Raw genomic sequence first — 26340 nt, forward strand, 5'->3', positions numbered from 1 at the left:
AATCGCCTGAAAGGGCTGCTACTCGGGTGAACGAGATGAACCTCGCTTCCGACGCAGTTCATCCGGCCCGATGCGGCGAATCTAGGTCCGCCACCACCCCCTCGCAAGGCCGCAGGGTGAATCGAAATGCCGGTTGCTCTCATGACAACTCCTGCCTTGACCTGGGGCTTCCGCGTACGGATCGGTGCCTAGGATGGCGCGCGTGACGGACACCCCCTCGCCGGCCCCCGCGACCCCACGCGGACACGGCCTGCGCCGCGACATCGACCTGCTGGAAACCCTCGCCTCCGACGAGGCACAGAACGCAGGCGGCCTCGGCGTCGTACGCCTCGCCCAACTGGTGGGACGCGAGAAGACCCAGGTCTCCCGCGCGCTCAAAGCCCTCGCCGCCGAAGGCATCGTCGAACGCGACCCGGACACCCTGGAGTACCGGCTCGGCTGGCGACTCTTCTCGCTGGTGGCCCGGACTTCGGAAAGCCGCCTGGTGCGCATGGCCGAGCCGCTCATGCATGCGCTGTCAGCGGACCTGGAGGAGACCAGCCACCTGTGCGTGCTCAGCGACCGCGAAGTGCTCACCCTGCTGTCGGTCTCCGGGCACTCCTTCCGGGTACACGGCTGGGAGGGCCGCGGGGTACCTGCCTGGCAGACCTCGGCCGGCCGGGTACTGCTCGCCGACGCCACCCCCGACGAGCTGTACGTCCGCTTCGGCACGAGCGGAGAAATGCCCGTCCCCGACCTGTGGGCCCTGATCCAGGAGGCCAAGAGGCAGGGCTATGCGCGAGTGAGCGAGGAGTTCGAGGCCGGCCTGGTCGGCGTCTCGGCGCCGGTACGGGACTTCCGGGGCCGGGTGGTCGCGGCCCTCAACATCTCCGCGCCCAGGCCCCGGCTCGGCGACCGCCTCGACGAAGCCGGCCGCACGACGGCCAGGGCGGCGGCTCGGGTCTCCGCCCTCCTCGGCTGGGAGCCACGCCGCACGGCGACCCCCAGGGCGCGACTGACCTGAGCTCTCTTCTCCCTCCACCCTCCGCTGCGCGTGGGCGCGGGCTCGCCGTCGGGTTGCTCCCCCATGGGCCGTACTCCCGCGGGCGACCTGGGAGTTGCCCTGACAGCAACCCCCATTGCGATCCGGGAAGCGGCCTTGTCGCCCGTGTGACCCGCTCGTAAATTCGCCGCGAACAGGACGAGCCCGGTTTCGGAACGGAGAAAAGAGCAGCTCATGAACCTCGTCGGCATCGACACCCTCGCCAAAGCACCGCTCGCCGCAGGCGATGTGTTCGTCGGCGGCCGCTGGCGCGCCGCATCGGACGATCGGACCTTCCCCCTGTACGACCCGGCGACCGGCGACCTGGTCCGCGAGGTGTCCGCGGCGAGTGCCGACGACGCTCTCGCCGCGGTCGAGGCGGCTACGGCGGCCGCGGCCGGCTGGCGCGCCACACCGGCCCGGCGCCGTTCCGAAATCCTGTATGAGACGTTCCGGCTGATGCGCGAGCACACCGACACGCTCGCCCGGCTGATCGTGCTGGAGAACGGCAAGGCATACCGGGACGCGGCGGCCGAGGTCGGCTACGCGGCCGAGTTCTTCCGCTGGTTCGCCGAGGAGGCCGTACGGATCGGCTCCTCCTTCGGCGACGCGCCCGGCGGCGGCTACCGCCACGTCGTGCGCAAGCATCCCGTCGGCGTCACCGCCTTCGTCACGCCCTGGAACTTCCCCGCCGCGATGGCCACCCGCAAGATCGCCCCGGCGCTCGCGGCGGGCTGCCCCGTGCTCCTCAAGCCCGCCCCGGACACCCCGCTCACCGCCCTCGCGGTGGCCGCGCTGCTCACCGAGGCAGGCCTGCCCGACGGCCTGCTCAACGTCCTGCCGACCGACCGCGCCCCCGAGGTCGTGACCGCCTGGCTCGACGACGAGCGCGTCCGCAAGTTCTCCTTCACCGGCTCCACCGCCACCGGCAAGCTCCTCCTGGAACAGGCCGCGCAGCACATCGTCAACGTCACCATGGAGCTCGGCGGCAACGCGCCCTTCATCGTCTGCGAGGACGCCGACATCGACGCCGCCGTGCGCGGTGCGATGGACGCCAAGATGCGCGGTGGCGGCGAGGTCTGCATCGCCGCCAACCGCTTCTACGTCCATGCCTCCGTCGCGGCCGAGTTCACCGAGAAGTTCGGCGCGGCCATGACCGAGGCGCGCACCGGACCCGGCCTGGAGGACGGCATCACCCTCGGCCCCATGATCAATGAGGCGGCCGTCGAGAAGATCCGCTCCCTCGTCGACGACGCGCTCGCGCGGGGCGCGCAGGTCGCCGCGCGCGGCACGATCCCCGACAGGCCCGGCCACTTCCACCCGGCGACGGTCCTGACCGACGTACCCGATGACGCCCGCATCCTCCACGAGGAGGTCTTCGGGCCCGTCGCGCCGCTGACCACCTTCACCGACGAGGACGAGATGCTGGCCCGCGCCAACGCGACGGTGCACGGCCTCGCCTCGTACGTCTACTCCCGCGACGTGGCCCGGGCGCTGCGCATCGCCGAGCAGCTGGAAGCCGGCATGGTCGGCCTCAACCGGGGCCTGCTCTCCGACCCCGCGGCGCCGTTCGGCGGCGTCAAGCAGTCGGGGCTGGGCAGAGAAGGCGGCCGCGAGGGCATCGAGGCATTCCTGGAGACCCAGTACGTCGCCCTCGACTGGCCCACCGGCTGACCCCTTCCCCGTCCGTTTCCTCTCCCACTTCTCCTTGAGCTCTTCCCCGCTGTGCTCCGCCGCGGGCCGCGGCGCGCCCCGGCCTGTCCCGACACCGAAAGACAAGGACCGCACATGGCAACGACGCCTGCGACCGAGCACCACCAGCCCGGCGCCCCACCGGCCCCCGGCAGCGCCACCCAGCGCCAACGCCGTCTCGTGCAGACCAAGTTGAAGCTCGCCACGCAGATCGGCCAGGGCATCGACGGCTACATCATCGGCGGCATCGGCATGGCGATGGCCGCGCTCACCGCCGACCTCCACCTCTCCCCAGTGATGCAGGGCCTGGTCGGCGCCGCTCCGCTGATCGGCATCTTCGTCGGCGGCCCGCTGTTCGGACGGCTCGCCGACCACTTCGGGCGACGGCCGGTATTCCTCGTCGACATGCTGATCTTCCTGATCGGGTCGGTGCTCCAGTTCTTCGTCACCGACGGTCTCCAGCTCTTCCTCATCCGGCTGCTGATGGGTGTGGCGATCGGCGGCGAGTACGCGATCGGCGCGCCGCTGCTGTCCGAGTACGCGCCGCGGCAGGGCCGCGGGCGGCTGCTGGCCAGCCTGGAGATCAGCTGGTACGTGGGCTATGCGCTGGCGACGGTGGTCGGCGCCCTGTTCGCGGACGTCGCGGGCGGCTGGCGCTGGTCGCTGGCCAGCAGCGCGGTGATCGCCGCGGTGTGCGTGGCGCTGCGCGGCGGTATCCCGGAGTCGGCGCGCTGGTTGCTGAGCAAGGGGCGCCGGGAGGAGGCCGAGGCGCTGATCACCAAGTACGGCATCGAGATCGACATCACGGCCGAGCTCGACGAGCGCGCCCAGGGCCAAGGCCAACAGGACGGCTTCCGCGCCCTGTTCAGCCGCCGTCACCTGCGCAGCACCGTCTTCGCGAGCGTCTTCTGGGCCGCCCTCGTGCTGCCGTACTTCGCCATCGGCACGTTCTGGACCCAGGTCTTCGAGGCGCTTCACATGGGCGACAACGCGGTCGCGGCGCTGCTCGTTTACTCCTTCACCGCCGTGGCGGGGGTGACGGCGGGATGCCTGGTCGTGGACCGCATCGGCCGGCGCAAGCTGCTGATTCCGCCGTTCTGGATCACCGCGGTCTGCCTGGCCCTGGTTGCCGTGTGGCCGTCCTCCACCCCCGTCATCGTCGTCGGCTTCCTCTTCTTCATCTTCCTCAACGCCGCCTCCAGCGCGCTGACCGCGGTCTATCCGCTGGAGGTGTTCCCCACCTCCCTGCGCACCACGGGCGTCGGCTTCGCCACCGCCATGAGCCGGGTCGGCGCCGCCGTCGGCACCTTCCTGCTGCCGATGGGCCTGGAGCGGTTCGGTGCGGAGTTCGTGCTCCTCGTCGGCGCAGGTGTGCTCGCACTCGGCGGCCTGGTATCGCAGTTCCTGGCCCCGGAGACCACGGACATGGACCTGGCCCGCGCGGCCCGCGCAGCCCGCGAGGGCGCGGTGTGAGCTTTCCGCTGCGCCCGCCGGCTCACCACGGGAGAAGGGGCGGCGAGAAAATCGTGCACGCTCGCTCCGGTCGAAATGGGGCGACACACGCCCCCGACCTCGGTATTCGCGTCACCATAGGGGCGGCGCTCATTTCCTGCGGCTTGACTCAAGGTATTCGAAGGACCGCTCGTCCATGGCCTGCTCCCGTGCGTCCCACGAGTAGACCCGGCGGATGTCATAACCCTTGTCGGCCGGCTCCCGCACGATGACGTCACGTCCCGACAATTCCACTGAGAGTGGGCGCTCGGCCTGGTCGAGGATCAGGCTGACCTGGCCATCCTTGACGGTAAAGCCCCACAGGAAGAGAAAGTAACGCCCCGAGGTGATGCCGAGTAGCAATTCGTCCTTACCGTCGCCGTTCATGTCCCGGTACTGCGGCTTCTGGACGGGGCACGGCTTCTGCCCGGCGGTCTTGCAGTCCTTGATCTTCTTGTCGGTGCCCTCTTCGTCGAGAGGGCTGGTCATCGTGGTGAGCCGGGCCTTGGCGAGGGCGAGCGCCGAGACCTGGTGGATGTCGCCGGACGGCACGCGCGGCACCCCGCGCACGGGTGACGGCACACCGTCCGAGACCTTCGAATTGGGCTCGGCGAGCGGTGGCGGGGGCTTGCTGGGGGCCCACAACTGCCTGGGGGCCGAAAGGGCCGGCGTCGTTCCCGCGCTCTTGGGCTCACCGCCGCCGGCGCAACCGGTCAGCAGCAACAAGACGGGCGCCATGGCGAAGGCGAGCACCGGCAGCGCCGCCCTGGCGCGCCCCGCGGAGGCCGGCAGAGGGCGAGGCACCGGCACGTCATTTCCAGTCAGGGCGGGGGGCGGTTTCACAACGCACATGATGCTGTCTGTCCTGCATGTGCGGCAATCCATCGGTGCTCTCACGGCGTGCGGTCGGGACAGAGGCGGTGCGGCCGCACGGCGAGGCGGCCCCCGGCCACTGAGTGGCGCCGGGAGCCGCCGCTGGTCCGGACGATCAGCTGTCGTCAGCCGGGGCCATGGGGGAGGGCGAAGGTCTTCACCGTCTTGCCGTCGTGCTTGTAGACGACCTTGGGCGTGGCATCGGCCTGCGCCGCAGGCTTCGGGAAGACCAGCGTGTACGTCCCGTTCGGGTCCATCCGGCTCGGCACCGGGCCGGGCTTGTGCTGGTTCAGCTTGCCCGTGACGCCGTGCTCGGGATCCTTGACGGTGGCAGTACGGGTGTTGCCGTCCAGGGTGAGGGTGTCGCCGCTCTCGACCTTGACTTCCTTGACGTAATCGGTCGGCATGGCGACCGCCGCACCGGCTGGTACGGCGAGGGCGGCGCCGGCCACGGCGACGGTGAGGGCGGTGCGCATCCCGGTGCGCTTGGGGCGTCGGACAGATGACATGGCTGGCTTGGACAAAGCTGCTCCTTCATGGAGGTATGTGGTGTACAGAGGCGCTGAAAAGCCCCATGCCGGGCACATTAGACAGGGCCTGTTTCGGCCGTCCCAAGGTCGTATATCGGGCGCATTGCGATCATTTGATCGGCCTGTGACAACCCGCCGGCGCGTGGGCGGAGGCGGCGCTGAGGAGGCCGGAGTTCGGCGGGGGAGGGGGCTGCCCGGTCTCAGCGGACCGCCCCTTACTCTCACCAACCAGACAGAAACCAGACAGACCCGTTACACCGTCGAATTGACCTGCATGATCAATCCCGCACCCTCACTTCTGAGATGCGGGGCAGCCGGTATCAGGTCGCGGCAATGAGCCATGGATCAGGTAGCGGTTTACCGCGTTTATGGTGCACTTGGTGCCGATGGCGCCGTGCCCCCATCCGCCAAAGCTGAGCAGTCGGGTCTTCTTTTGGGCTTGCCTTTGTACGTTGAGGGCCCAGGTGTACCCGGTTACGGGGTCGTGGCGGGCGTTGGCCAGCAGAATGACGGGTGCGTGGGGATCGACGCGCAGGGGGTGCTGCGGATTGTTGGCGTGCTTCGGCCATCCGACGCAGCTCAGGATGGCTTTGCGCATTTCGGGAGAGGTGCGCGCATGCGGCGCGGCTGCTCTCTCGGCACGAACGAGGGCGTGAAGTTCCCGGTAGTCGCGTATCCGCGTCTGCCAGTCCTGACAGAACACGGCGTCTCTGCCGTGGGGTTCGGTTCCGGAGGCCTGACTGGCGCGGGGTGTGTCCCCCTGCGAGTGCGGCTTGCCGATCCGCAACGTGGTCAGCCACTTGGCGAGCTGAGACCGCTCCGGTGGGCCGGAGCTGAAGGCGTCGTAGGCCCGGCTGATGATGTCGTCGGCGGAGACCGGGGCGTTGGACTCGTACAGTGCGCCGCGGTCGGCTGCAGACAGCAGGCGGTCCCAGCGGAGCAGGACGTTCTGGCCATGGAGCGCGCACGTCGGTGTGGTCTTGCACCACCGGACGAATTCCTTCAGCGAATCTTCGACCGAAGCCGCTGCGGTGACAGCCAAGTCCCTTGTCTGCAGGCTGTGGTCCATGTTGCTGTCGAGGACCATGCTCCGGATATGTCCGCCAAAACTCTCCGCGTACTGTTGGCCGATGAGCGTGCCGTAAGAATGGCCGAAGTAATTGATCTTCTCCTCGCCGAGCGCGGCACGTAGCGCGTCCATGTCCCGGACGACGTTGAGCGTGTCGGCGTGGTCGAAGAGCGGACCGCTGTGCTTGCGGCAGTCCTGGCGGAGTTCACGGTGGTAAGAAACGAGTCGTTCAAATTCGCGCTGATTGCGTGGCAGCCCACGCGGGGGATTGTCGACCAATCGTTTCGAGCATTTGACTGGATGACTCTTGCCTATCCCGCGTGGGTCAAACCCGACAATGTCGAAGCGCTCCCTGAGCTCGGCGGGAAATTGGCTGTCCAGCGCCATGTTGACGCCGGAGCCTCCGGGCCCGCCGGGGTTGACCAGCAGCACCCCGATGCGTTTGGCGGGGTTGGTGGCCTTTCTTCTGGCTACCTCCAGCTTGAACGTCTCGCCAGGGGCGGTCCAGTTGACGGGGAGAGGCAGCGTGCCGCACTGAGCATGACGGTTTCCCGCGCAAGGCCGCCAGGTTATGCCGGCACTTGCCTGACCCCGTTCCGGAAGCATGGGAAGCGCGAGGAGGGCGGCGGCGCAGGCCGGGATTGCCCAGGTGCCCCAGCGTTTCCATGACCTTCTGCGCCGATGTGTGTTTCTCATGATGGACAGGCGGATTTTCTTGTTCCTTTCCCTCGGGCGTCGACCGCTTGACGGTCCCGCCGGTACCTGGGGGTTGGCTGAATTGGCAGCGGGGCAGTGCCGCCGCTCGGCTGCGGAATGAGCCCGCGGAGAGCGCGTCGAGCTCCCATATGCACTGCATCAGCGTCGACTTGCCGGAGTCGGGCGGCCCCACGACCTGCGACGACCTGCGACGACCTGCGATGAATCGGCCCGCACCCGAACTCCACAAAGACCGAGTCGAGGGCGACGACGCGGGTGTCGCCCTCGCCGTGGACGTGCGTCAGCCCGTCGCGCGGGCGGCGACACCGGAGGGGGCCCTAAGGGCGGCGGCAAGGGTGGTGGGCTGCGTCATAAGTGCTCCTGGAAGGGGTGCGAAACTCCCCACCATCGTGGCCGCGAGACACCCCCGAATCCGTCGCTCTCAAGTCGGGGAAGCGCCGCCTGCCCCATGGCAGACCCACGGCAGTAGCATCGCCCTCACGGACCACGGCCCCTCTGCCCAAAGGCAGAGCCGACAGCTCTGCCCGCGGGAGAGAGCCAACGCCGTGAAGTTCCGAGGAAGGCGGTATCGGTTCAGCTGACGTGAGCCCAAGTGAGAGAGCTCCAGCAACGGATGATGCCGAGCCCCTTTCCTCGGCCGGACGGTGGCCTGCTGTGGGGACGATGAAGGCGCAGCCGACCTCCACCCAGCCTCGGGTCGGGCACACCGACGGCCGAGGCGTGCGTCGGTGCGTCGGTGCGTCGGTGCGTCGGTGCGTCCGTGCGTCCCTGCGTCCGTGCGTCCCTGCGTCCGTGCGTCCCTGCGTCCCTGCGTCCGTGGAGATGTTCAGGGCACGGTCTATTCGCCGTCCCACTGCACCGCGGTCAGGACGGCTCCGCCGTGCCGACGTGCGTAGCGGCAACTCACGGGGAGGTCGAACAGCACCTCGGCAACTCCGGCGACCGGTCGCAGATCCGCGAGGAGAGCCTCGTCCGGCAAACCGGCCGCCGCGTCTCGCAGCACCGGGTCGTCGGCCGATCTGGCCTCGTTTGCACGGACGGGTGTGACCGGTACCGGATCCCCTGCGGGCTCCCACCACCGGTCGGTGAACGCCGTCCCGAAGGCGTTGGTGTCCTCCGTGCCTGCCTCCGCAACGGCTTGGTGCACGCAGTCACCCAACCGTTGGAGCCAGTCGGGCAGCGAAAGTGCCAGCCGGCGGGTGTCGGTGGCGTCCCAGAACTGGAAGACCGGGCCCCAGTCACCGGTGTCCCGGTCGACATCGACATAGCAGTGTCCGTCGCCGTGGTCCAGGTAGACGAACCAGTGACTGCCCGGGCCACCGGCGTGCTCCAGGTACCAGCTGACGTCGTGCCCGAGGTACTCACCGTTGTTGAAGGATTCGGTGAAGTCGACGTGCTCGGCCGAGGTATGTCCGTTCACCACGGAACGACGCACGGTGATCCGGATGCCGCCGACGGAGCGGAACAGCACGCGCATCTCTGGCGGCACCGGAACCGGCCAGGAGTCCATCCGGGCGTCGTCGATCCCGGGATCCAGCTGCACCAACCCACCCGAGACGTCCGGCAGTTGGCGCAACCGAGCCACCACCGCGTCGATGTCCGTCATCGCAGGTCCCCCCTCCGTGCCACGGCAGGACTCTACCGACCGGGCCGGGCCCGGTGGCCGCAGGGGGCCCGACGAGCGGATGACCGTGACGAGGGAATGACCGTGACGAGCGAATGAGGGTGACGCGTGAATGAGCGTGACCGTGGGGGGCCGGTGATTACGAGGTGTATGTGCAGCCGTGCTCGCTGTAATACCACTCGTACTGGCCCATCACCCACGGGTCCGCCGTGATCGTGAAGGTGCCGCGCGGGGCGGGACAGTGGAACGTCGTGGTGACGGTGTCACGGCCCGGCGGAGGTCCCGGCGATGCGGGGGCCGCGGAGGCGATGCCGGCGCCTCCGGCGCCGAACAGTGCAGTGACGAACGCTATCGCGATGATCTTCTTCATCATGTCTTGTCTCCCACCAGTTCCATCGCGTGCGGGAACTGCCTCTGAGGACGATACACGCAACCACCCATTTCGGAAGAAGGGGAAAAAATCCCCCGCCGTCCGGGACAGGTGCGCAGGCCAGGCCGCTGCCGGGCCTGCGGGCCGGAGCGAGCCCGGGCCCTGAAGCGGTTCCTGGCGACGACGGACCGATAGTGAACGGGATCACTGTTTCCATGGACCCGGCCGCGTGCGCTCGCCGCGCGGCCTGGGTGCGTCCAGCGGCAAGCGCGGCTCGCACCCGATCACCCCATCCGGCCGCTGCCTACCGGGCCGGGAGTGCGGGGATGGCGAGGACACGGTCCCGGAGGACCGGCAGCTCTTCCCGGATCGCCCCCACCACGTCCACATCGACGTCCGCCGTGAGAACTTCCTCGCCCTCGCCGGCCTCGGCGAGCACCGTGCCCCACGGGTCGACGATCAGACTGCCGTCGGCCTGCTTCATCTCGCTGTGCGTGCCGCCGGCGCAGCAGGCCAGGACGACGGCCTGCTCCTCGACGGCTCGGGCACGCACCAGGATCCGCCACTGTTCACGGCGCCGGGCCGGCCATGCGGACGCCAGGACAAGGATCTCCGTACCGGCATCGACCAGCGCGCGGAACAGCTCGGGGAAGCGCAGGTCGTAGCAGGTGGCGATGCCGAGGATGCCGAACTCGGTGGTGACCGTCACGACTTCCCGCCCCGCGGCCATCTGCGCGGCCTCGCCGACGGTGAAGCCGTAGCGATGGATCTTCCGGTACACCCCGCGCAGCGCTCCGGTGCGGTCGAAGACCAATGCGGTGTTGCGGAGCGCACCGTCGTCCCCGCGCTCCACCAGTGTGCCGGCATGCAGCCATACGCCCGCGGCGCTCGCCGCCTCCGACATGGCGCGGGCCGTGGGGCCGTCGACTGGTTCGGCGCCCGCCTCCCAGGCGTCGTAGGCCCAAGCGCCGGTCGTCCAGAGTTCCGGCAGGACCACGAGGTCGTCCCCGGCCCGACCGCGGACCAACTCGGCTGCGCGCGACCGGCGTTCGTCTGCCGACTCGGTGTCCGACACCGTGAGCTGGATCAGCGAGGCACGCATGCCTGCCACCTTTCAGACGCTGTCCGGCGGCGCGGGGGGCCACCCCCATTGTCGTTCCCCGTCCACCGGATCCCATCAGCGGGACCGCATCAGCCGGACCGCATCCTGAGCTGCCGCAACCTTGCCCAACGTCCCCCTCCTCGGGGGAACGGCAGCTCAGACGGCGCCCCATGCTGGGAGGAGACCTCGATGAGTGTGCTCACCATGATCCCGCCCGATGCGGCGCGGCACAGTGCGTCGCGGTGCGTGCTCAGGATGCGTTCAGGTTGCTGATGGCACGGTCGGGCACCATGACAGCTGATATCCCTGGGGCAGTCGAGGCGCACGAGGCGTCCGGCACTGCTTCCGCCCCCACTGGCAAGCGCCTCCGCTGGAACAAGGTTCCCGAAGTCACGGCGTACTTCTGGGTCATCAAAATTCTCTGCACCACCGTCGGCGAGACCGCGGCCGATCTGCTGAACGCGAAGCTCGGCCTGGGCCTGACGGGTGTGTCGCTGCTGATGAGCGTCCTGCTCGTCGCGGTCTTGGTGGCGCAGTTCCGCACCCGCGCCTACCGGCCCGGTATCTATTGGCTCGCCGTGGCGCTGATCAGCGTGGTGGGCACGCTGATCAGCGACAACCTCACCGACAACCTGGGCGTACCGCTGGAGACCAGCACGGTGGCCTTCGGGGTGGCCCTCGTCGTGGTGTTCGTGGCCTGGTACCGCAGTGAGCGGACCCTGTCCATTCACCATGTCGACACCACCCGCCGCGAGTCCTTCTACTGGCTCGCCGTGCTGTTCACCTTCGCCCTGGGCACCGCCGCCGGTGACCTGGTTGCCGAGCGCATGGACCTCGGGTACTGGCTGTCCGCCGGCCTGTTCGCCCTGGGGATCGCCGCGGTTGCGGTGGCGCACTTCTCCCTTGGTCTGGACGCGGTGTGGAGCTTCTGGATCGCCTACATCCTGACCCGGCCGCTGGGCGCTTCGATCGGCGACTACCTGTCCCAGCCGACCTCGGACGGCGGGCTCGGCCTGGGCACGGTGATCACCAGCGTGCTGTTCCTCACCGTCATCCTCGGCCTGGTGGTGTTCTTGACGGTCACCCGACGGGACGTCTCCGAGCCGGAGCGGCTCACCGCACGGGCGAGCTGAGCGCGGGCTCGCCCCGAACGACGGCCGGTCCCCGGATTCCGGGGGCCGGCTTTCACCCGTCCGGGGCTGCTTCGTGGGTGCGGTCGGTGGCGTTCAGGATGTGTTCAGGCTGCGGCTGGGAGCGTTGGGCGGCGTGCGGCGTCATCGCTGAGCGCGGTGTACCTCGTACTCGCCGTTTGCCACCGCTGTGCGCACCCCGCAGGGCCCCACGGCACGCCGTGTGGCGATGCGGAGGCGCCTCCCAGGAGGGATCGACCTTGCCTGAGCCCGAAGTCCTGACCGACATGGACGTCGCCGGTACCGACAGGTACGTGTTGCGGAAGCTCCCCGAGGTCACACTGGCCTTCTGGGTCATGAAGATCGCCGCGACGACCCTCGGCGAGACGGCCGGTGACCTCTTTGCCCAGACCCTCAAGCTCGGCTACTTCCTGACCACCATCGCGCTGTTCCTGATCTTCGTGGTCACGCTGGTCGTGCAGCTCCGGTCCCGGCGCTACAACCCCTTCTTCTACTGGACGGTCATCCTGTCCACGAGCATGGCGGGCACCACGATGTCCGACTTCATGAACCGGGACGCCAGCGCCAAGTTCCTCACCGACGGCGCGAAGTCGCTCGGCTGGGGACCGCAGGGCCTGGGGCTGGGCTACCCCACAGGGGCCGCCATCCTGATCTCGCTGCTGCTCGCCATCTTCGTCATCTGGAAGTGCACCGGCCTGACGTTCGCCATCCGCGACATCGTCACCTTCCGCGCGGAGGCCCTCTTCTGGGCGGCGATCCTCGTGTCGAACACGCTCGGCACCTCGATGGGCGACTTCCTCTCCGACAGCTCCGGACTCGGTTACGCGGGCGGCGCCCTGCTCGTCACCGGTGTGCTCGCCGTACTCGTCGCCCTGATGCGGGTGCCGGCCGTGCCGAACGTGGTGCTGTTCTGGATCGCCTTCGTGCTCACCCGGCCCCTCGGGGCGACCGCCGGTGACTTCCTCACCAAGCCGCTCGCCAAGGGCGGTCTCGACCTCGGCACGGCGGGTTCGTCGGCGGTGCTCCTCGCGGTGCTCCTCGGCCTCATGGGTTACGCCCACGTACAGGAGCGCAGGACCGCCGTCCCCCAGGACAAGACCCTCACGGGTGTTTCCTGAGCATCACCGGGACCGGCGCGATGTCCGCAGCTGTCTCGCAGCTGTCCCGCCCGGGGGCTTCGGGCGGGGCAGGCTGACCACGAAGCGCGCGCCCGGGGTGTGCCCGGCGCCATGGGTCACTTCACGGCCGGCGGAGCACTCCTCCCCACATCGGCCCGCCCCCGCACGCCCGTCCTCTCGGTGCCCCGTCCCGGCCTTCCCGCTCTCCCACCGGAAGTGATCGACCTCTCCCCCCTTCTTGCACTACAACATGTAGGGTTTAGGGACCCTACGGGCTGTAGGGCGGATTGTGGGAGGTGCTTTTGGTGGACGGGGCGAATGCCGTCTTCATACCCGCGCAGGCGGAAGTGGAGGAAGTCTGGCCGCGCGACGGCCAGATCCTCATCCGCGGAATGGTGGCAGGCGGGGGCTCGCGGGAAGACGGGACGCTGGTCGTCCGCTCCCGGGAATCCACAGGCAGCGAACTGCGTCTGTCGACCGCTGGTGCGGGCGGCCGGTTCGGGGCGTCCATCGGCCTCGACGAGCTGGCCGCAGCCTGCTCCGGAGCCGAGCAGACCTGGGACCTGTATCTGAAGCTTCCCGGCCGGGCCGAGATGCTGCGGCTGGGGCGCCACCTGGACGACATCGTGGGGAAGAAGAAGATCTTCACCTACCCGGCCCAGGCGGTGGCGGGCATGTGGATCGAGCCGTACTACACGGTGAAGGACAACCTGTCGGTCGTCTGCCGTCGGGAGGCACCATGAAGATCCGCTTCCTGCTGCTCAACGCCTACACCGTCGGCGGCACCGTACGGACGGTGATCAGTCAGGCGAACGCCCTGGTCGCCGCCGGCCACGAGGTGGAAGTCGTCAGCGTGTGGCGCCGGCGGGAGACTCCGGTCTTCGCCCTCGACCGCCGCGTGCACCTGCGCCCGCTGCTCGACGTCTCCGCTGCCGCGCCCACCTGGCGCCGGCGCTGGGAGTCACTGGCCATGCGGGGGCCAAGTCGCCTGGTGCCGAAGGCGGAAGTGCGCTACCACCGGTTCAACCGGCTCACGGACCGCCGCATCGTGCGCTATCTCCAGTCACTGGAGGACGGGATAGTCGTCGGGACCCGGCCGGCCTTGAATCTGCTGATCGCGCGGTATGCGCCGGAGGGCGTGGCGAGGGTGGGGCAGGAACATCTGCACTTCGCGCACCACAAGCCCGAGCTCGCCGACGCCATCCGGGAGTCCTACCCGCAGCTGGACGCGGTCACGGTGCTCACCGATGCCGATGAGCGCGCCTACCGTTCGGCGCTGACCGTGTCCGATGTGCGGATTGCGCGCATACCCAACCCGCTCCACGCCGCCACGGCCCAGCGTTCGACCCTGCGTCGGCCGGTGGTGGTCGCGGCCGGGCGGCTGGTCAGGTCCAAGGGGTTCGACCAGATGATCACTGCCTTCGACGAGGTCGCCCGCGAGCACCCCGACTGGCAGCTGCGGATCTTCGGCTCGGGGCCGGAGAAGCAGCGGCTGCGCGACCTCATCCACGCCCGCCACCTGTACAACCACGTCTACTTGATGGGCGCCACAACACATCTGGACGAGGAACTCGCCAAGGCCTCGCTGTTCGTTCTGAGCTCCCGGCACGAAGGCTTCGGAATGGTCCTCGCCGAGGCGATGAGCCATGGCGTGCCGGTGATCAGCTATGACTGCCCGCAGGGTCCGAGGGAGATCATCACCGACGGCGAGGACGGCCTGCTCGTCGCCCCGGACGACACCGGCGGCCTCGCTGCCGCCATGACCCGGGTGATCGAGGACGAGCCGCTGCGCGACAAGTTGGGCGAACGGGCCGCCGTCTCCGCCCGCCGCTACGACATGGACCTTCTCCGGCCGCGATGGGAGCGGCTCTTCGCCGAGCTGCTCGATGCCAAGCACGGTTCCGAACTGCTCGTCGCCTGAGCGCCCCTACACGCCGTAAGGTGGGGGTCATGGTTCCCGGTAATTCCCGTGGCGAAGGCGAACGCCGCAGCTCTGGTGAGCTGGAGAGCGAGGTCCTCGCCGCGCTGTGGGCGTCCGAGCGGCCGATGACCCCCACCGAGGTCCAGACGGACATCGGCGGACTCGCCTACAACACGGTGCACACCATCCTCAAGCGCCTGTGCGACAAGGGCCTGGTCGTGCGCGGTGCCGACGGCCGGCGCGGGGCGTACCGTCCGGCCAAGAACGCGGCGCAGCTGACGGCCGAGGTGATGCATCAGGCCCTGGACCGCGGCCCCGACCCCATCGCCGCGCTCCAGCAGTTCGTGACCGGACTCAGCCCGGCGGAGGAACGGGCGCTGCGGGAACTTCTCGGCGGGGGCAGCGACACATGAGGGTCGATGTGTACGTGCCCCTGGTCCTCGCGGTGCTGCTGGCCGTGGCGGCTCCGGGGGTGGGCCGGGTGCTCGCCCCCGCCTACGCGGCACGGGCCCTGGTCATCACCGGTGGGGTGACGGCAGCGGCCTCGGTGTGGGCGCTGATGCTGCTGGGCGGCACGCTCCTGGACGACGCGCCGCCGGTGATAGCCGAGGCGCAGGAGGACCGCCTGCACATCCCCGAGCCCGTCCCCGAGGTCATCGCCGTCCTGGCCATCGCCCTGCTCGTATGGGGCATGTACCGAGCCCACCGGGTCCTACGGACCCATCGCGCCACCCTGCGGAACCTGAAGCGACTGCGCGAGACGCATCCCGCGGACAGTGAGCTCATCGTCATCACCTCCAGCACCCCCCAGGCGTTCGCGCTGCCCGGCACGGACGGCCGGATCGTGGTCACTTCCGCCATGCTCGCGGGCCTGGACGCGCACGAGCGCCGGGTCCTGCTCGCCCACGAGCGCGCCCATCTGCGGCACCGGCACGACCGGCTCCGGCTGGTCGCCGACCTCGCCGCGGCCGTGGTCCCGGTGCTCGTACCCCTGCGGGAAACGGTCACCTTCCTGCTGGAGAGGTGGGCCGACGAGGACGCGGCCGAGACCGGCGCCGGACGCGAGACCACGGCCCGGGCGGTCGCCCGCGCCGCGCTGCTCTCCCACCGCAGCCGTCTCTCCTCCGCGCTGCACCTCTCCCAACTGGCCGTCACCCGACGCGTCGCGGCCCTCCAGGCCGCACCCCTTCCCCGCGCCCGGCTGCTGGCCGTCGCGGTACTCGCCTCGGCGATCCTCCCCGCCGTCGGAGCCGCCGACGCGACCAGCGACTTCCTCCACTTCCTGGGGAGCGCCCTCACGCCTTAGGGCCCGATAAGGGTCTGGTGACCCGCGAGCGCGCCGGGCGCGGCTACCTCTATCCCCGGTGCGCGACGAGGCCGGGCACGCCGCAGCCGGTATGCACGACCTGTTGGCGCAGGGCGGAGACCGCGCGGCGGTACTCACTCACCCGGTACGACTCGGGCATTGGCCGAAGCTCTTCGGGCTGCGGGGGAGAGGCGGTATTCCGGCTGACTCATGACCTCTCGTGACCTCTCGTCGAGTGTCCCCATGCGTCATGCCTTGTCCGCGCTCGTTACGGCCGTGCACGCGCGGTGTGGCGATGAGCCGGCTGCCAATCATCGGGGCGTCCACGATGGCCATGACGCCTGCCACCGATCACGCGACCGCGGGTCCGTTGAGCGGGCCCGGGTTCTGCGCCCCTCCCTCAGCTCCCCGCCGCGCGGGACCGAGCCGGACCTGAACGGAACCTGAACGCGTCCACCGATGCCCTCGTCCTCGTTCACGGGGGCGGGGCGGGCCGGGGTAATACTGGCGAGGTGACCGCTGCCCGCATTCTGATCGTCGAGGACGACCACGGCCTGCGCGATGTCCTCGCGCGCGGCCTGCGCGAGGAGGACTTCGACGTCGTGACCGCCACTGACGGTGCCGCGGCGCTGCGCCGCGTCGACGCGGCGGTGGACGCGGTGGTACTCGACATCGGGCTGCCGGATTCCGACGGACGGGATGTCTGCCAGGCGATGCGCGGTGCGGGCATCACGGCCCCGGTGATCTTTCTGACCGCCCGCGGCAATCTCACCGACCGGCTCGCCGGGTTCGCCTCGGGCGGCGATGACTACCTCCCCAAGCCGTTCCATCTGAGTGAACTGGCGGCCCGGATCCGGGCGGTCCTGCGCCGCGGAGGCGGCGGCAACGCGCTCGCCGACAGTGCGGGCGCGCTGCGTCTGGACCCCGTTCGGCACGAGCTGACGGTGCACGGCGAGGCGGTCCCGCTGACCCCTACGGAGTTCCGGCTGCTGGCCTGTCTCATGGCGGACCCGGGAGCCGTGGTACGCCGCAAGGCGCTGGTGCGGGCGGGCTGGCCGGAGGGGGCGCAGGTCAGTGACAACACCCTGGACCAGTACCTGGCACGGCTGCGGCGCAAGCTGCGCGAGGCGGACAGCCCGCACGGCATCAGCACCGCACGCGGCGTCGGCTACCGCTTCTCATGAAACGCAATCCCGTGAAACGCTTCCCCGCCCCACGCACCCTGCGCGGCCGGCTGGCGCTGATGGCGCTGGCCACCAGCGCGCTGTGGGTCGCCGTGCTGACGACGGTGTTCAACCTGGCCCTCGACAAGCGGCTGCACGAGCAGGCCGACGACGTGCTCCGTACCCGGGCGGAGGCGGTGGCGGCCACCGTGGAGGCACGGCCCGACGGGCGGCTGCTCGTCCACGAGCCCGCGCAGGACCAGGCATTGGACACCGGCGTGTGGATCTTCCAGGGCAACCGCGCGATCGAGAAGCCGCCCGGCGTGCCTGCCGGTCTGCAACGGCAGGCGGCTCTGCTGGCGGGCCACGGCGAGGCGTTTGCCGAGACCGGCGGGCCCGGTGCGACCCGGCTCTATGCCTTCCCGGTCAAGGCCCCCGACGGCCGCCGGCAGACGGGCACCGTGGTCTCGTCCGTGATCCTCGACCCGTATCGCAGTACAGCGGAGGCCGCCCTGGCCGGGTCGATCGCGCTGGCGGCGCTGCTGCTGGGCACCATCTATCTGCTGACCCGGCTCGTGGTGCGCCGGGCTCTGCGGCCCGTCGCCGCCATGAGTGACCAGGCCGCGCGGTGGAGTGCGGCGGGAGCCCCGGAACGCTTCGGCGCCGTCGGCCGCCCCGACGAGCTCGCTTCCTTCGCTACCAGTCTCGATGCCCTGCTGGACCGGCTCGCCGCCGTGTTGCGACATGAGCAGCAGCAGGCCGCCGAGCTGTCCCACGAGCTGCGGACGCCGTTGGCGCGGATCACCGCGGAAGCCGAGTGGCTGACCCGCCGTCCGCGCGATGCGGACGAACAGGCGGCCTCCCACGAAGCCATCGCGGGCGCCGCCGCCACCATGCAGCAGATCTGCGACACCCTGCTCTCCGAGGTCCGGACGCGCAGCTCCCAGACCCCCGGGCGCTGCCGTTTCCCCGACCTGGCGCGCCAGTTGGCCGAGCGCATCGCCATCGCACACCCCGGTGCCCCCACGGTCGGCGTGGTCGGTGAGGCGGTGGACATCGGTGTCTCGCCCGCCGTCGCCGAGCGGATTTTGATGCCGCTGCTGGACAACGCCCTCCGGTATGCCGAGCACTCGGTCACCCTCGCCTGCACCGCGGAGGCCGGTGCGGTCACGGTGGAGGTCAGCGACGACGGGCCCGGTGTGCCCGAGGAGTTCGTCGCCTCGCTCTTCGAGCCCGGCCGTCGTGCGCGGCCCGAGGACGGACACGACGGCGCGGGGCTCGGCCTGGCGCTTGCCCGGCGTCTGGCCCGCGCGGCCGGCGGCGACATCACCCTGGCGGGCGGCGGGCCCGGGGCACGCTTCACCGTTACTCTTCCCGCGGGCTGACCGCTCCGGCTCGCACCGCGTGGCGCCGCGGGCAGGTTTTCTGTCTGCGGGTGGTACCGCGCTCATCTTGCTGCTGACCTGTTGTTGCTGCTGCTGACCTGCTGACCTGCTGACCTGCTGAAATGGCGGCTGTGACTGACGTCGACGGAGCGTGGTCCGTGAATGGTCCGGACCTTGGCGTCGGCTACCTGAATGCTGGGGTCGGTGTGCAGGACACGAGGGCCGGCCACAGCTGAACGTGCACTGGCCACAGCTGAACGTGCAGGGGCGCGGCAACCCGGTCAGGTGCTGGGCGTGGCGCCCCTTCGGCTTCCGCCGGCACCGGTTTTCACCACACCTGCAGTCTTGGTGGGCTGACCGGTGTTTCTGCAGTTCAGAGGGGGTCGGAGCGCGATACCGGTGGGTAGGTGTCGGCGTCCTTCCACACCTCTGGCAGGGTGCATGCTGACCCATTGCTGAGATACATGGCGCCTGGTCAGGTAACAAGTCACTACGGGTCCGGCGTCTGATCTGCCCGTAGCGGACACCATGGTGTCCGCTACGGCAGGCTGAAGGGATCGAGAATGTTCCGCAAGGTACTGGTCGCCAATCGCGGTGAGATCGCGATTCGCGCTTTCCGTGCCAGCTACGAGCTGGGCGCGAAAACCGCTGCCGTCTTCCCGCACGAGGACCGCAATTCACTGCACCGGCTGAAGGCCGACGAGGCACATGAGATCGGCGAGCCGGGACACCCGGTGCGTGCCTACCTCTCCGTGGAGGAGATCATCCGTGCCGCGCGCAGGGCGGGAGCGGACGCGGTGTACCCGGGCTATGGGTTCCTGTCCGAGAACCCCGAGCTGGCGCGTGCGTGCGAGGAGGCGGGCATCACGTTCGTCGGGCCGGGCACGGACACGCTCGAACTGACCGGGAACAAGGCCCGCGCGGTGGCCGCCGCGCGCGCGGCCGGCGTACCGGTGCTCGGTTCCTCGCAGCCCTCCACCGACGTGGACGAACTGGTACGTGCCGCCGAGGACATCGGCTTTCCCGTGTTCGTCAAGGCGGTCGCCGGCGGCGGAGGGCGCGGTATGCGGCGCGTCGAGGACCCCGACATGCTGCGCGAGTCCATCGAGGCGGCGGCCCGCGAGGCCGCGTCCGCGTTCGGCGACCCCACCGTCTTCCTGGAGAAAGCCGTCGTCGACCCCCGCCACATCGAGGTGCAGATCCTCGCCGACGGGCACGGCAATGTCATCCACCTCTTCGAGCGCGACTGCTCGCTTCAACGCCGGCACCAGAAGGTGATCGAACTCGCGCCCGCGCCGAATCTCGACCCGGCGCTGCGCGAGCGGATCTGCGCCGACGCCGTGACGTTCGCCCGGCAGATCGGCTACCGCAACGCGGGCACCGTGGAGTTCCTCCTCGACCGCGACGGCAACCACGTCTTCATCGAGATGAACCCGCGCATCCAGGTCGAGCACACGGTGACCGAAGAGGTCACCGACGTCGACCTCGTGCAGGCGCAGCTGCGTATCGCCGCAGGTGAGACGCTGCCCGATCTCGGCCTCACGCAGGACACGGTCGTCCTGCACGGCGCCGCGCTGCAGTGCCGTATCACCACCGAGGACCCCGCCAACGGCTTCCGCCCGGACACCGGCAGGATCAGCGCCTACCGGTCGCCGGGCGGCTCGGGGATCCGGCTGGACGGCGGCACCACGCACGCCGGTACGGAGATCAGCGCGCACTTCGATTCGATGCTGGTCAAACTCACCTGCCGGGGACGGGACTTCAGCACCGCCGTCGGCCGGGCCCGGCGTGCGGTGGCCGAGTTCCGCATCCGCGGTGTCGCCACGAACATCCCGTTCCTGCAAGCCGTGCTCGACGACCCGGACTTCCGGGCCGGGCGGGTCACCACGTCGTTCATCGAAGAGCGCCCGCACCTGCTCACCTCGCGCCACTCCGCCGACCGCGGCACGAAGCTGCTCACCTACCTCGCGGACGTGACGGTGAACAAGCCGCACGGCGCACGGCCCGAACTGATCGACCCGAGCACCAAACTGCCACCCCTGCCCGCCATCGAACCGCCCGCCGGCTCCCGGCAGCGGCTTGCCGAGCTCGGCCCGGAACGGTTCGCCCGGTGGCTGCGTGAGTCACCGGTCATCGGAGTCACCGACACCACTTTCCGGGACGCCCACCAGTCACTGCTCGCCACCCGGGTCCGTACCAGGGACATGCTCGCCGTGGCCCCGCTGGTGGCACGGACGGTGCCGCAACTGCTGTCACTGGAGTGCTGGGGCGGCGCCACCTACGACGTCGCGCTCCGCTTCCTCGCCGAGGACCCCTGGGAGCGCCTGGCCGCACTCCGTGAAGCCGTACCGAACATCTGCCTGCAGATGCTGCTGCGCGGCCGCAACACCGTGGGCTACACGCCGTACCCGACCGAGATGACCGACGCCTTCGTGCAGGAGGCCACGGCCACCGGTATCGACATCTTCCGGATCTTCGACGCGCTCAACGACGTCGGGCAGATGCGGCCCGCCATCGACGCCGTACGGGAGACCGGAAAGGCCGTCGCCGAGGTCGCCCTGTGCTACACCTCGGACCTGTCCGACCCGTCGGAGCGGCTGTACACCCTGGACTACTACCTCCGCCTGGCCGAGCAGATCGTGGAGGCCGGCGCTCATGTCCTGGCCATCAAGGACATGGCAGGGCTGCTCCGGGCGCCTGCCGCGGAGACGCTCGTATCAGCGCTGCGCCGCGAGTTCGACCTGCCGGTGCACCTGCACACCCATGACACCGCGGGCGGCCAGCTGGCCACCTACCTCGCCGCGATCCGGGCCGGCGCGGACGCGGTGGACGGTGCGGTGGCGTCCATGGCCGGCACCACCTCGCAGCCTTCGCTGTCGGCGATCGTGGCCGCGACCGACCACTCCGCACGGCCCACCGGGCTGGATCTGAAGGCGATCGGGGACCTGGAACCGTACTGGGAGAGCGTCCGCAGGATCTATGCGCCCTTCGAGGCGGGCCTGGCCTCGCCGACCGGCCGCGTGTACCACCACGAAATCCCCGGCGGGCAACTTTCCAACCTGCGTACGCAGGCAGTCGCGCTCGGCCTGGGGGACCGCTTCGAGGAGATCGAGGCGATGTACGCCGCCGCCGACCGGATTCTCGGCCGTCTGGTGAAGGTGACCCCGTCGTCCAAGGTGGTCGGGGACCTGGCTCTGCACCTGGTGGGCGCCGGGGTGAAGCCGGAGGACTTCGAGGCGACGCCGAACGAGTTCGACATCCCCGATTCCGTCATCGGTTTCCTGCGCGGCGAGTTGGGCAACCCGCCCGGCGGGTGGCCCGAGCCGTTCCGCGCCAAGGCACTGGAAGGCCGCGCCGAACCCAGGCCCGTGCAGGAACTGACCGCGGAGGACCAGACGGGACTGGAGAAGGACCGGCGCGCGACGCTCAACCGGCTGCTGTTCCCCGGGCCGGCGCGCGACTTCGAGACACACCGCCAGGCCTACGGCGATACCAGCGTGCTGGACAGCAAGGACTTCTTCTACGGGCTGCGTTCCGGGACGGAGTACGCCGTCGACCTCGAGCCGGGCGTACGGCTCCTGATCGAGCTGGAGGCCGTCGGCGAGGCCGACGAACGCGGTATGCGCACCGTGGTGTCCACCCTGAACGGCCAGCTGCGGCCGATCCAGGTTCGCGACACCGCAGCGGCCGCCGACGTACCGGTGACGGAGAAGGCCGACCGGGGCAACCCCGGCCATGTCGCCGCGCCGTTCGCCGGAGTGGTGACGCTCGCGGTGGCGGAGGGCGACGAGGTGGAGGCCGGCACCACAGTGGCCACCATCGAGGCGATGAAGATGGAAGCCGCGATCACCGCCCCGAAGACCGGGCGGGTGGCGAGGCTGGCCATCAACCAGATCCAACAGGTGGAGGGAGGCGATCTCCTCGTCGACATCGCGTGAATCGCGTCTCGCCGCGGCGGTCGCTCAGCCGAGCTGACGCGCTTCCGTAAGGGATTCCGGCGCACGGAGATAGGCGGCCGGCCGACACCGAAGAGCGGCCGATGAGCGTCGGCGTCCCGCCGGACTCGCCAGGTCATGGCTCGCCGCCTGGGCGCGAGACATACCGTGACGGGCCCCGCCGTCCATAACTGCGGCGGCGGGGTATCCGGCACACGGCACTACGGCAGGCCTCGCCTGTGGTGGCAGCCGGGCCGCCCCGCCGGGCGGGGAGCCGGCGGTGATCTGCGCCTGCAGACGGGCGGCGCCAGAGGGCGGGCCGGCTCGAAGCACCACCGGATCACCCGGTGAGTGCAACACGACACTCACCGTGTCACTGGTCCGCGGCAAATCACACCATTGTCACCCAGCTCCTTGCCGCTGCAGGATGCCGTCCCACCCTTCCGTGGCCGCGCGGCCGGCCACGGAAGCAAAGCGGTCTCGCTCTTCGCCGACCGTGGCGTCCCCCGCATGACTTCGATGCGTGTTCGCCCGCCGACGCTGCGTATGTCTCATGCCCGATTGTGACGGGGCCTACTGCGGGATGGCGGCGCCTGTGCGCATGCTTCCCGGCGGAGTAGCGAGAGAGCGAGAACGGCGATGTCCAAACCCCGCAAGTCCATGGCCTTGACCACCGGTGTCCTGGCCACCACCACGTTGGTGGTGACGGTCTGCGGCGTCAGCGGCGCCGGCGCGTCCCAGCCCGACGACGCCAAGGGCAGGAACGCATCCGTCCCGGTGCTGCCCGCGCGCTTCACGCAGCAGAAGGTCCAGTGGACGGCCTGTGGTGCGGACGTCGCCCCCAAGGCCGTGCCCGGCGCGGAGTGCGGCTGGGTGAAGGTGCCTGTGGACTACGCCGCCCCGGACGGGAAGACCGTCAAACTGCGTGTGTCGCGGGTGCAGGCCAAGGACCACAGTCATCGGCTGGGGTCACTGCTCTTCAACCCCGGCGGGCCCGGCGCGGGCGGTGCGGCCGACGTGGTCGACGGAAACTGGCAGGCCGGCAAACAGGCTCGGGCCCGCTACGACCTGGTCGGCTTCGACCCTCGAGGCATAGCAGGGTCCGGGCAGATCAAGTGCCCCGACGGCGTGGCGCAGGAGCCCGAGAATCCGCCGCGTACCGAAGCGGAGGCCAAGAAGGCGTTCGCCGACGCGACCAAGCGTGCCAAGGCTTGCCAGCGGGCGAGCGGCGCGGTTCTCGCGCACATGGACAGTGTGAGCGTCGCGCGCGACCTGGATGTGCTGCGTACGGTCCTGGGCGACGCCAAGTTGAACTACACCGGCTTCTCCTACGGCACCTTCATCGGCCAGCAGTACATGAAGCTGTTTCCCGACAAGGTGGGCCGGATGGTGCTCGACGGTGTCGTCAACCCCGCCGCCGACATGCAGCAGGTCGCCCGCCGCGACGTCAAGACGTCCGATGACGCGATGCGTCGATACGCCCAGGACCTCGTCGCGCGCCGGGACGACCGTCTGGGAGCCACGGCCGAGGAGATTCTGCGGAGGCTCACCACGTTCGCCAAGAAGCTGGCACAGAAGCCACTGCGAGGCGCCGGCGGTGAGAAATTCACCGACGCCACCCTGTCCACGTATCTGGACACGGCCGTGACGGCCAAAGAGAACTGGAAGCCACTGACCAAGGCGCTGGTAGCCGCCATGAACGGGGACGGGGCCGCCTTCGACCGCTTCGATGCCGGGACGGCCGGCGGGAGCGGTGGCGAGAACCCGACGCCGCAGGAGGAACGGACCGAGGAGAACGAGTCCATGAGCATGCCGGCGGTGCTGTGCCTGGACTCCCCGTCCGCGCCGAAGTCCCCGAAGGAGATGCTCGACACCGCCGACGCGTTCGCCAAGCAGTCGCCGCTCTTCGGGCGCTCCTACGCCTGGCAGATGATCGACTGCGCGACCTGGCCGATCGCCACCACCGGTGGGGCCGAGCCGATCAAGGCATCCGGGGCGGCGCCGGTGCTGCTGGTGTCGTACACCGACGATGCGCACACTCCGCTGGAGAACGCGCAGGCGGTGCACCGGCAGTTGGGTCACAGCTCGCTGCTCGTACGCAAGGGCGAGGGGCACGGGGCGTACGGCTCGGAGCATCCGTCCACGTGCACCGACCGTGCCGTCGACAGATATCTGGTCGGGGGAAAGCTGCCGGGCAAGACTGCCAACTGCCCGCGCTGACACCTGCAGGCCTGCGAAGTTCTGCCGAAAGCGGTAGCGGGTCGCTGACGTCAGCCCAGGTGAGCGAGTCCAGCTACAGCCCCAGGAGTTCAAGCGGATCGCCGAGCTGTCCGGGCTGATCCGCGGGCCCGGTCGCCCGGATCCGCACGACCCGCGGGATCCGGTGCCGGTTCCGGCAGGGCGACCTGGGCCCGGGTGTCATCGCGATCAGGAGGACCCCAGGTCGGCGGACAACCAGTGTTCCGGCTGCAGGTAAATGGCGATGTGCTCACCGAGCTGGGTGCGGTCGTACTCGACGAAGTCGGCGACGTTGTCCTGTGGGAGGTACCGTGCGGCCATCTCCCAGGATCGCTCGGGGCTGTCTGATTCCGTCCTGGTGACCGGTCCCTCCACCGACACGTAACGCACTGTCGGCTCGGTCCGCTGCACCATCAGACTGAAGCGCCCCGCAGAGCGAATTGCTCGCGCTTTCCGAGAATCAGGTCCGGTACGCACCCACAGTTCGCCTCCGGGCGTGTAGTGATACCAGATGGGCACTGTCAGCGGTGCGCGGTCTGGCCGCTCGACTACCGACAGCGCACCGATGTGAGGTTCCGCCAGAAACTGCTCTCGTTCTCGCATCGATAGTGTCATGTGCCCGACCGTAACCCGACCGACAGCTCACAGAAAGGCAGAAACAGGGAATGTCGAGGCCGGACGAGCCGGCGAACAGTGGGCGCCTGCGGACCGCCATGGCGCCGCCGGGACATACGTTCCGACGGCGCTACGGCGGGCTTGGTCCTACCAGTCCTGCCGGTATCCCTTGTCATCCGGCTGGATCAGCGTGCCGTACTTCGCCTGCACGACGGCGTCCTTCTGCGCGATCCATGAAGTGTCCGGCCCGGCATTGAACTTGGCGACATGCTTGCCGTCGTCGGTCATCGCGATGAGCGACTTGGTCGACGCTCCGGCGAGGCCGGCCAGACCGCTGGCGTTGAGGTAGTCCAGCACGGAAGTGTCACTGACGCGGCGGCAGCCGCCGGCCGGTACCTCCACCGACATCTTCTTGAAGTTCGTCACCAGCTGATTGGCCTCGGTGAGCGCTTCGGCCGAGCGGCCGCCGGCAGAAACGGTCCCCGACAGCAGCTTTCCGCTGATCGACAAGAATTCGTAGATGTCCTTGACGGTCGCGATCTGCGCGGGCAGCTTCCCCGCATTCACCACGCCCTTGATTTCCCCGATGCCCACGGCCATCAGGCTGACGTCGGTGACCAAATCCGCAATCGTCCAGTCGACGTTCGGCGCGATGAGGACATGCACGCTTTGTTCACTTGCGTTTGAGAAGTGCATCGCCGGGCCGGTGGCGTTCGGCAGATTCGCGCAGTCTTTGTCATTTCCGCCGGCGCTCGCCGGGCGGGGCGTGGCCGACGCACTTCCGCCCGTCCCGATGAGGGCCAGCACGGACATCACGAGGACGACGAACATCGCCCCGACTCTTCTTCCGGTACCTATCTTTGCGGTCACGAAGTAACCCCTACTCCCTCTCGACGAAACGCGGCGGAGCGCCGCGTGCGCCTCACCGGCGGCACAATGGGATGCACGCCGGTTTGGCATGCCGTAATAGAGCAGCAACAGCTCCCAGGCAGACAAGGAAAGACGGCAAACTTCGTGGT

General features: G+C 69.5%; 21 protein-coding genes. 13 read left to right on the plus strand and 8 right to left on the minus strand.

Annotated elements, in window-relative coordinates; translation table 11 throughout:
* Nucleotides 1-202 precede the first annotated feature (202 nt).
* The 3 genes from ACGFWI_RS05610 to ACGFWI_RS05620 all read left to right on the plus strand — a co-directional run bounded on the left by ACGFWI_RS05610 (nucleotide 203) and on the right by ACGFWI_RS05620 (nucleotide 4186).
* Nucleotides 203-1003 (plus strand): IclR family transcriptional regulator, encoded by an 801-nt coding sequence (locus ACGFWI_RS05610; RefSeq protein WP_393904615.1) that lies wholly within the window; start codon nucleotides 203-205, stop codon nucleotides 1001-1003.
* A gap of 213 nt (nucleotides 1004-1216) precedes the next feature.
* Nucleotides 1217-2695 (plus strand): NAD-dependent succinate-semialdehyde dehydrogenase, encoded by a 1479-nt coding sequence (locus ACGFWI_RS05615; RefSeq protein WP_393904616.1) that lies wholly within the window; start codon nucleotides 1217-1219, stop codon nucleotides 2693-2695.
* Nucleotides 2696-2809: 114 nt separating this feature from the next.
* Nucleotides 2810-4186: an MFS transporter gene (locus tag ACGFWI_RS05620; RefSeq protein WP_393904617.1), complete on the plus strand. Its 1377-nt coding sequence runs from the start codon at nucleotides 2810-2812 to the stop codon at nucleotides 4184-4186.
* Nucleotides 4187-4315: 129 nt separating this feature from the next.
* Here the strand turns inward: ACGFWI_RS05620 and ACGFWI_RS05625 are convergent, their stop codons facing one another.
* The 6 genes from ACGFWI_RS05625 to ACGFWI_RS05650 form a co-directional block, all read right to left on the minus strand.
* A complete protein-coding gene (locus ACGFWI_RS05625; protein ID WP_393904618.1) occupies nucleotides 4316-5047 on the minus strand; it encodes a hypothetical protein in 732 nt (243 codons plus the stop codon).
* 155 nt (nucleotides 5048-5202) lie between these two features.
* Nucleotides 5203-5586, minus strand: coding sequence for a hypothetical protein (locus ACGFWI_RS05630; protein ID WP_393904619.1), 384 nt, complete (start codon nucleotides 5584-5586; stop codon nucleotides 5203-5205).
* Between the two features lie 313 nt (nucleotides 5587-5899).
* A complete protein-coding gene (locus ACGFWI_RS05635) occupies nucleotides 5900-7372 on the minus strand; it encodes an alpha/beta fold hydrolase (RefSeq protein ID WP_393904620.1) in 1473 nt (490 codons plus the stop codon).
* 859 nt (nucleotides 7373-8231) lie between these two features.
* Nucleotides 8232-8999, minus strand: a complete 768-nt coding sequence (locus tag ACGFWI_RS05640; RefSeq protein ID WP_393904621.1) for a hypothetical protein — start codon at nucleotides 8997-8999, stop codon at nucleotides 8232-8234.
* A 157-nt stretch (nucleotides 9000-9156) separates the two neighbouring features.
* Complete coding sequence (locus ACGFWI_RS05645) at nucleotides 9157-9390, minus strand: hypothetical protein (protein ID WP_393904622.1); 234 nt, start codon at nucleotides 9388-9390, stop codon at nucleotides 9157-9159.
* A gap of 301 nt (nucleotides 9391-9691) precedes the next feature.
* Nucleotides 9692-10489, minus strand: a complete 798-nt coding sequence (locus ACGFWI_RS05650; protein WP_393904623.1) for a nitrilase-related carbon-nitrogen hydrolase — start codon at nucleotides 10487-10489, stop codon at nucleotides 9692-9694.
* Nucleotides 10490-10779: 290 nt separating this feature from the next.
* On the opposite strand from ACGFWI_RS05650, the gene ACGFWI_RS05655 reads away from it, so the two are divergent.
* The 10 genes from ACGFWI_RS05655 to ACGFWI_RS05700 all read left to right on the plus strand — a co-directional run bounded on the left by ACGFWI_RS05655 (nucleotide 10780) and on the right by ACGFWI_RS05700 (nucleotide 24688).
* Complete coding sequence (locus ACGFWI_RS05655) at nucleotides 10780-11622, plus strand: hypothetical protein (protein WP_393904624.1); 843 nt, start codon at nucleotides 10780-10782, stop codon at nucleotides 11620-11622.
* A gap of 257 nt (nucleotides 11623-11879) precedes the next feature.
* Nucleotides 11880-12758: a hypothetical protein gene (locus tag ACGFWI_RS05660; RefSeq protein ID WP_393904625.1), complete on the plus strand. Its 879-nt coding sequence runs from the start codon at nucleotides 11880-11882 to the stop codon at nucleotides 12756-12758.
* A 305-nt stretch (nucleotides 12759-13063) separates the two neighbouring features.
* Nucleotides 13064-13501: a hypothetical protein gene (locus ACGFWI_RS05665; RefSeq protein ID WP_393904626.1), complete on the plus strand. Its 438-nt coding sequence runs from the start codon at nucleotides 13064-13066 to the stop codon at nucleotides 13499-13501.
* Complete coding sequence (locus ACGFWI_RS05670; protein ID WP_393904627.1) at nucleotides 13498-14679, plus strand: glycosyltransferase family 4 protein; 1182 nt, start codon at nucleotides 13498-13500, stop codon at nucleotides 14677-14679. The genes ACGFWI_RS05665 and ACGFWI_RS05670 overlap by 4 nt, the downstream gene beginning before the upstream one ends.
* 29 nt (nucleotides 14680-14708) lie before the next feature.
* Nucleotides 14709-15092 carry a BlaI/MecI/CopY family transcriptional regulator gene (locus ACGFWI_RS05675; RefSeq protein WP_393904628.1) on the plus strand — a complete coding sequence of 128 codons (384 nt, stop codon included), beginning with the start codon at nucleotides 14709-14711 and terminating at the stop codon, nucleotides 15090-15092.
* Nucleotides 15089-15985: a M56 family metallopeptidase gene (locus ACGFWI_RS05680; protein WP_393904629.1), complete on the plus strand. Its 897-nt coding sequence runs from the start codon at nucleotides 15089-15091 to the stop codon at nucleotides 15983-15985. Before ACGFWI_RS05675 ends, ACGFWI_RS05680 begins: the two co-directional genes overlap by 4 nt.
* Nucleotides 15986-16497: 512 nt before the next feature.
* Entirely contained in the window at nucleotides 16498-17169 is a 672-nt protein-coding gene (locus ACGFWI_RS05685) for a response regulator transcription factor (RefSeq protein ID WP_393904630.1), read from the plus strand.
* On the plus strand, nucleotides 17166-18533 hold the full coding sequence (locus ACGFWI_RS05690; protein WP_393904631.1) for an ATP-binding protein: 1368 nt from the start codon (nucleotides 17166-17168) through the stop codon (nucleotides 18531-18533). Before ACGFWI_RS05685 ends, ACGFWI_RS05690 begins: the two co-directional genes overlap by 4 nt.
* A gap of 563 nt (nucleotides 18534-19096) precedes the next feature.
* Entirely contained in the window at nucleotides 19097-22471 is a 3375-nt protein-coding gene (locus tag ACGFWI_RS05695; protein ID WP_393904632.1) for a pyruvate carboxylase, read from the plus strand.
* A gap of 636 nt (nucleotides 22472-23107) precedes the next feature.
* Nucleotides 23108-24688 carry an alpha/beta hydrolase gene (locus tag ACGFWI_RS05700; RefSeq protein WP_393904633.1) on the plus strand — a complete coding sequence of 527 codons (1581 nt, stop codon included), beginning with the start codon at nucleotides 23108-23110 and terminating at the stop codon, nucleotides 24686-24688.
* A 207-nt stretch (nucleotides 24689-24895) separates the two neighbouring features.
* On the opposite strand, the gene ACGFWI_RS05705 is transcribed toward ACGFWI_RS05700, so the two are convergent.
* Both ACGFWI_RS05705 and ACGFWI_RS05710 read right to left on the minus strand, forming a co-directional pair.
* A complete protein-coding gene (locus tag ACGFWI_RS05705) occupies nucleotides 24896-25321 on the minus strand; it encodes a pyridoxamine 5'-phosphate oxidase family protein (RefSeq protein WP_393904634.1) in 426 nt (141 codons plus the stop codon).
* 147 nt (nucleotides 25322-25468) lie between these two features.
* A complete protein-coding gene (locus ACGFWI_RS05710) occupies nucleotides 25469-26152 on the minus strand; it encodes a hypothetical protein (RefSeq protein WP_393904635.1) in 684 nt (227 codons plus the stop codon).
* Nucleotides 26153-26340 lie beyond the last annotated feature (188 nt).

It is taken from the genome of Streptomyces sp. NPDC048434 (genome assembly GCF_043200375.1).
GTDB lineage: Bacteria > Actinomycetota > Actinomycetes > Streptomycetales > Streptomycetaceae > Streptomyces.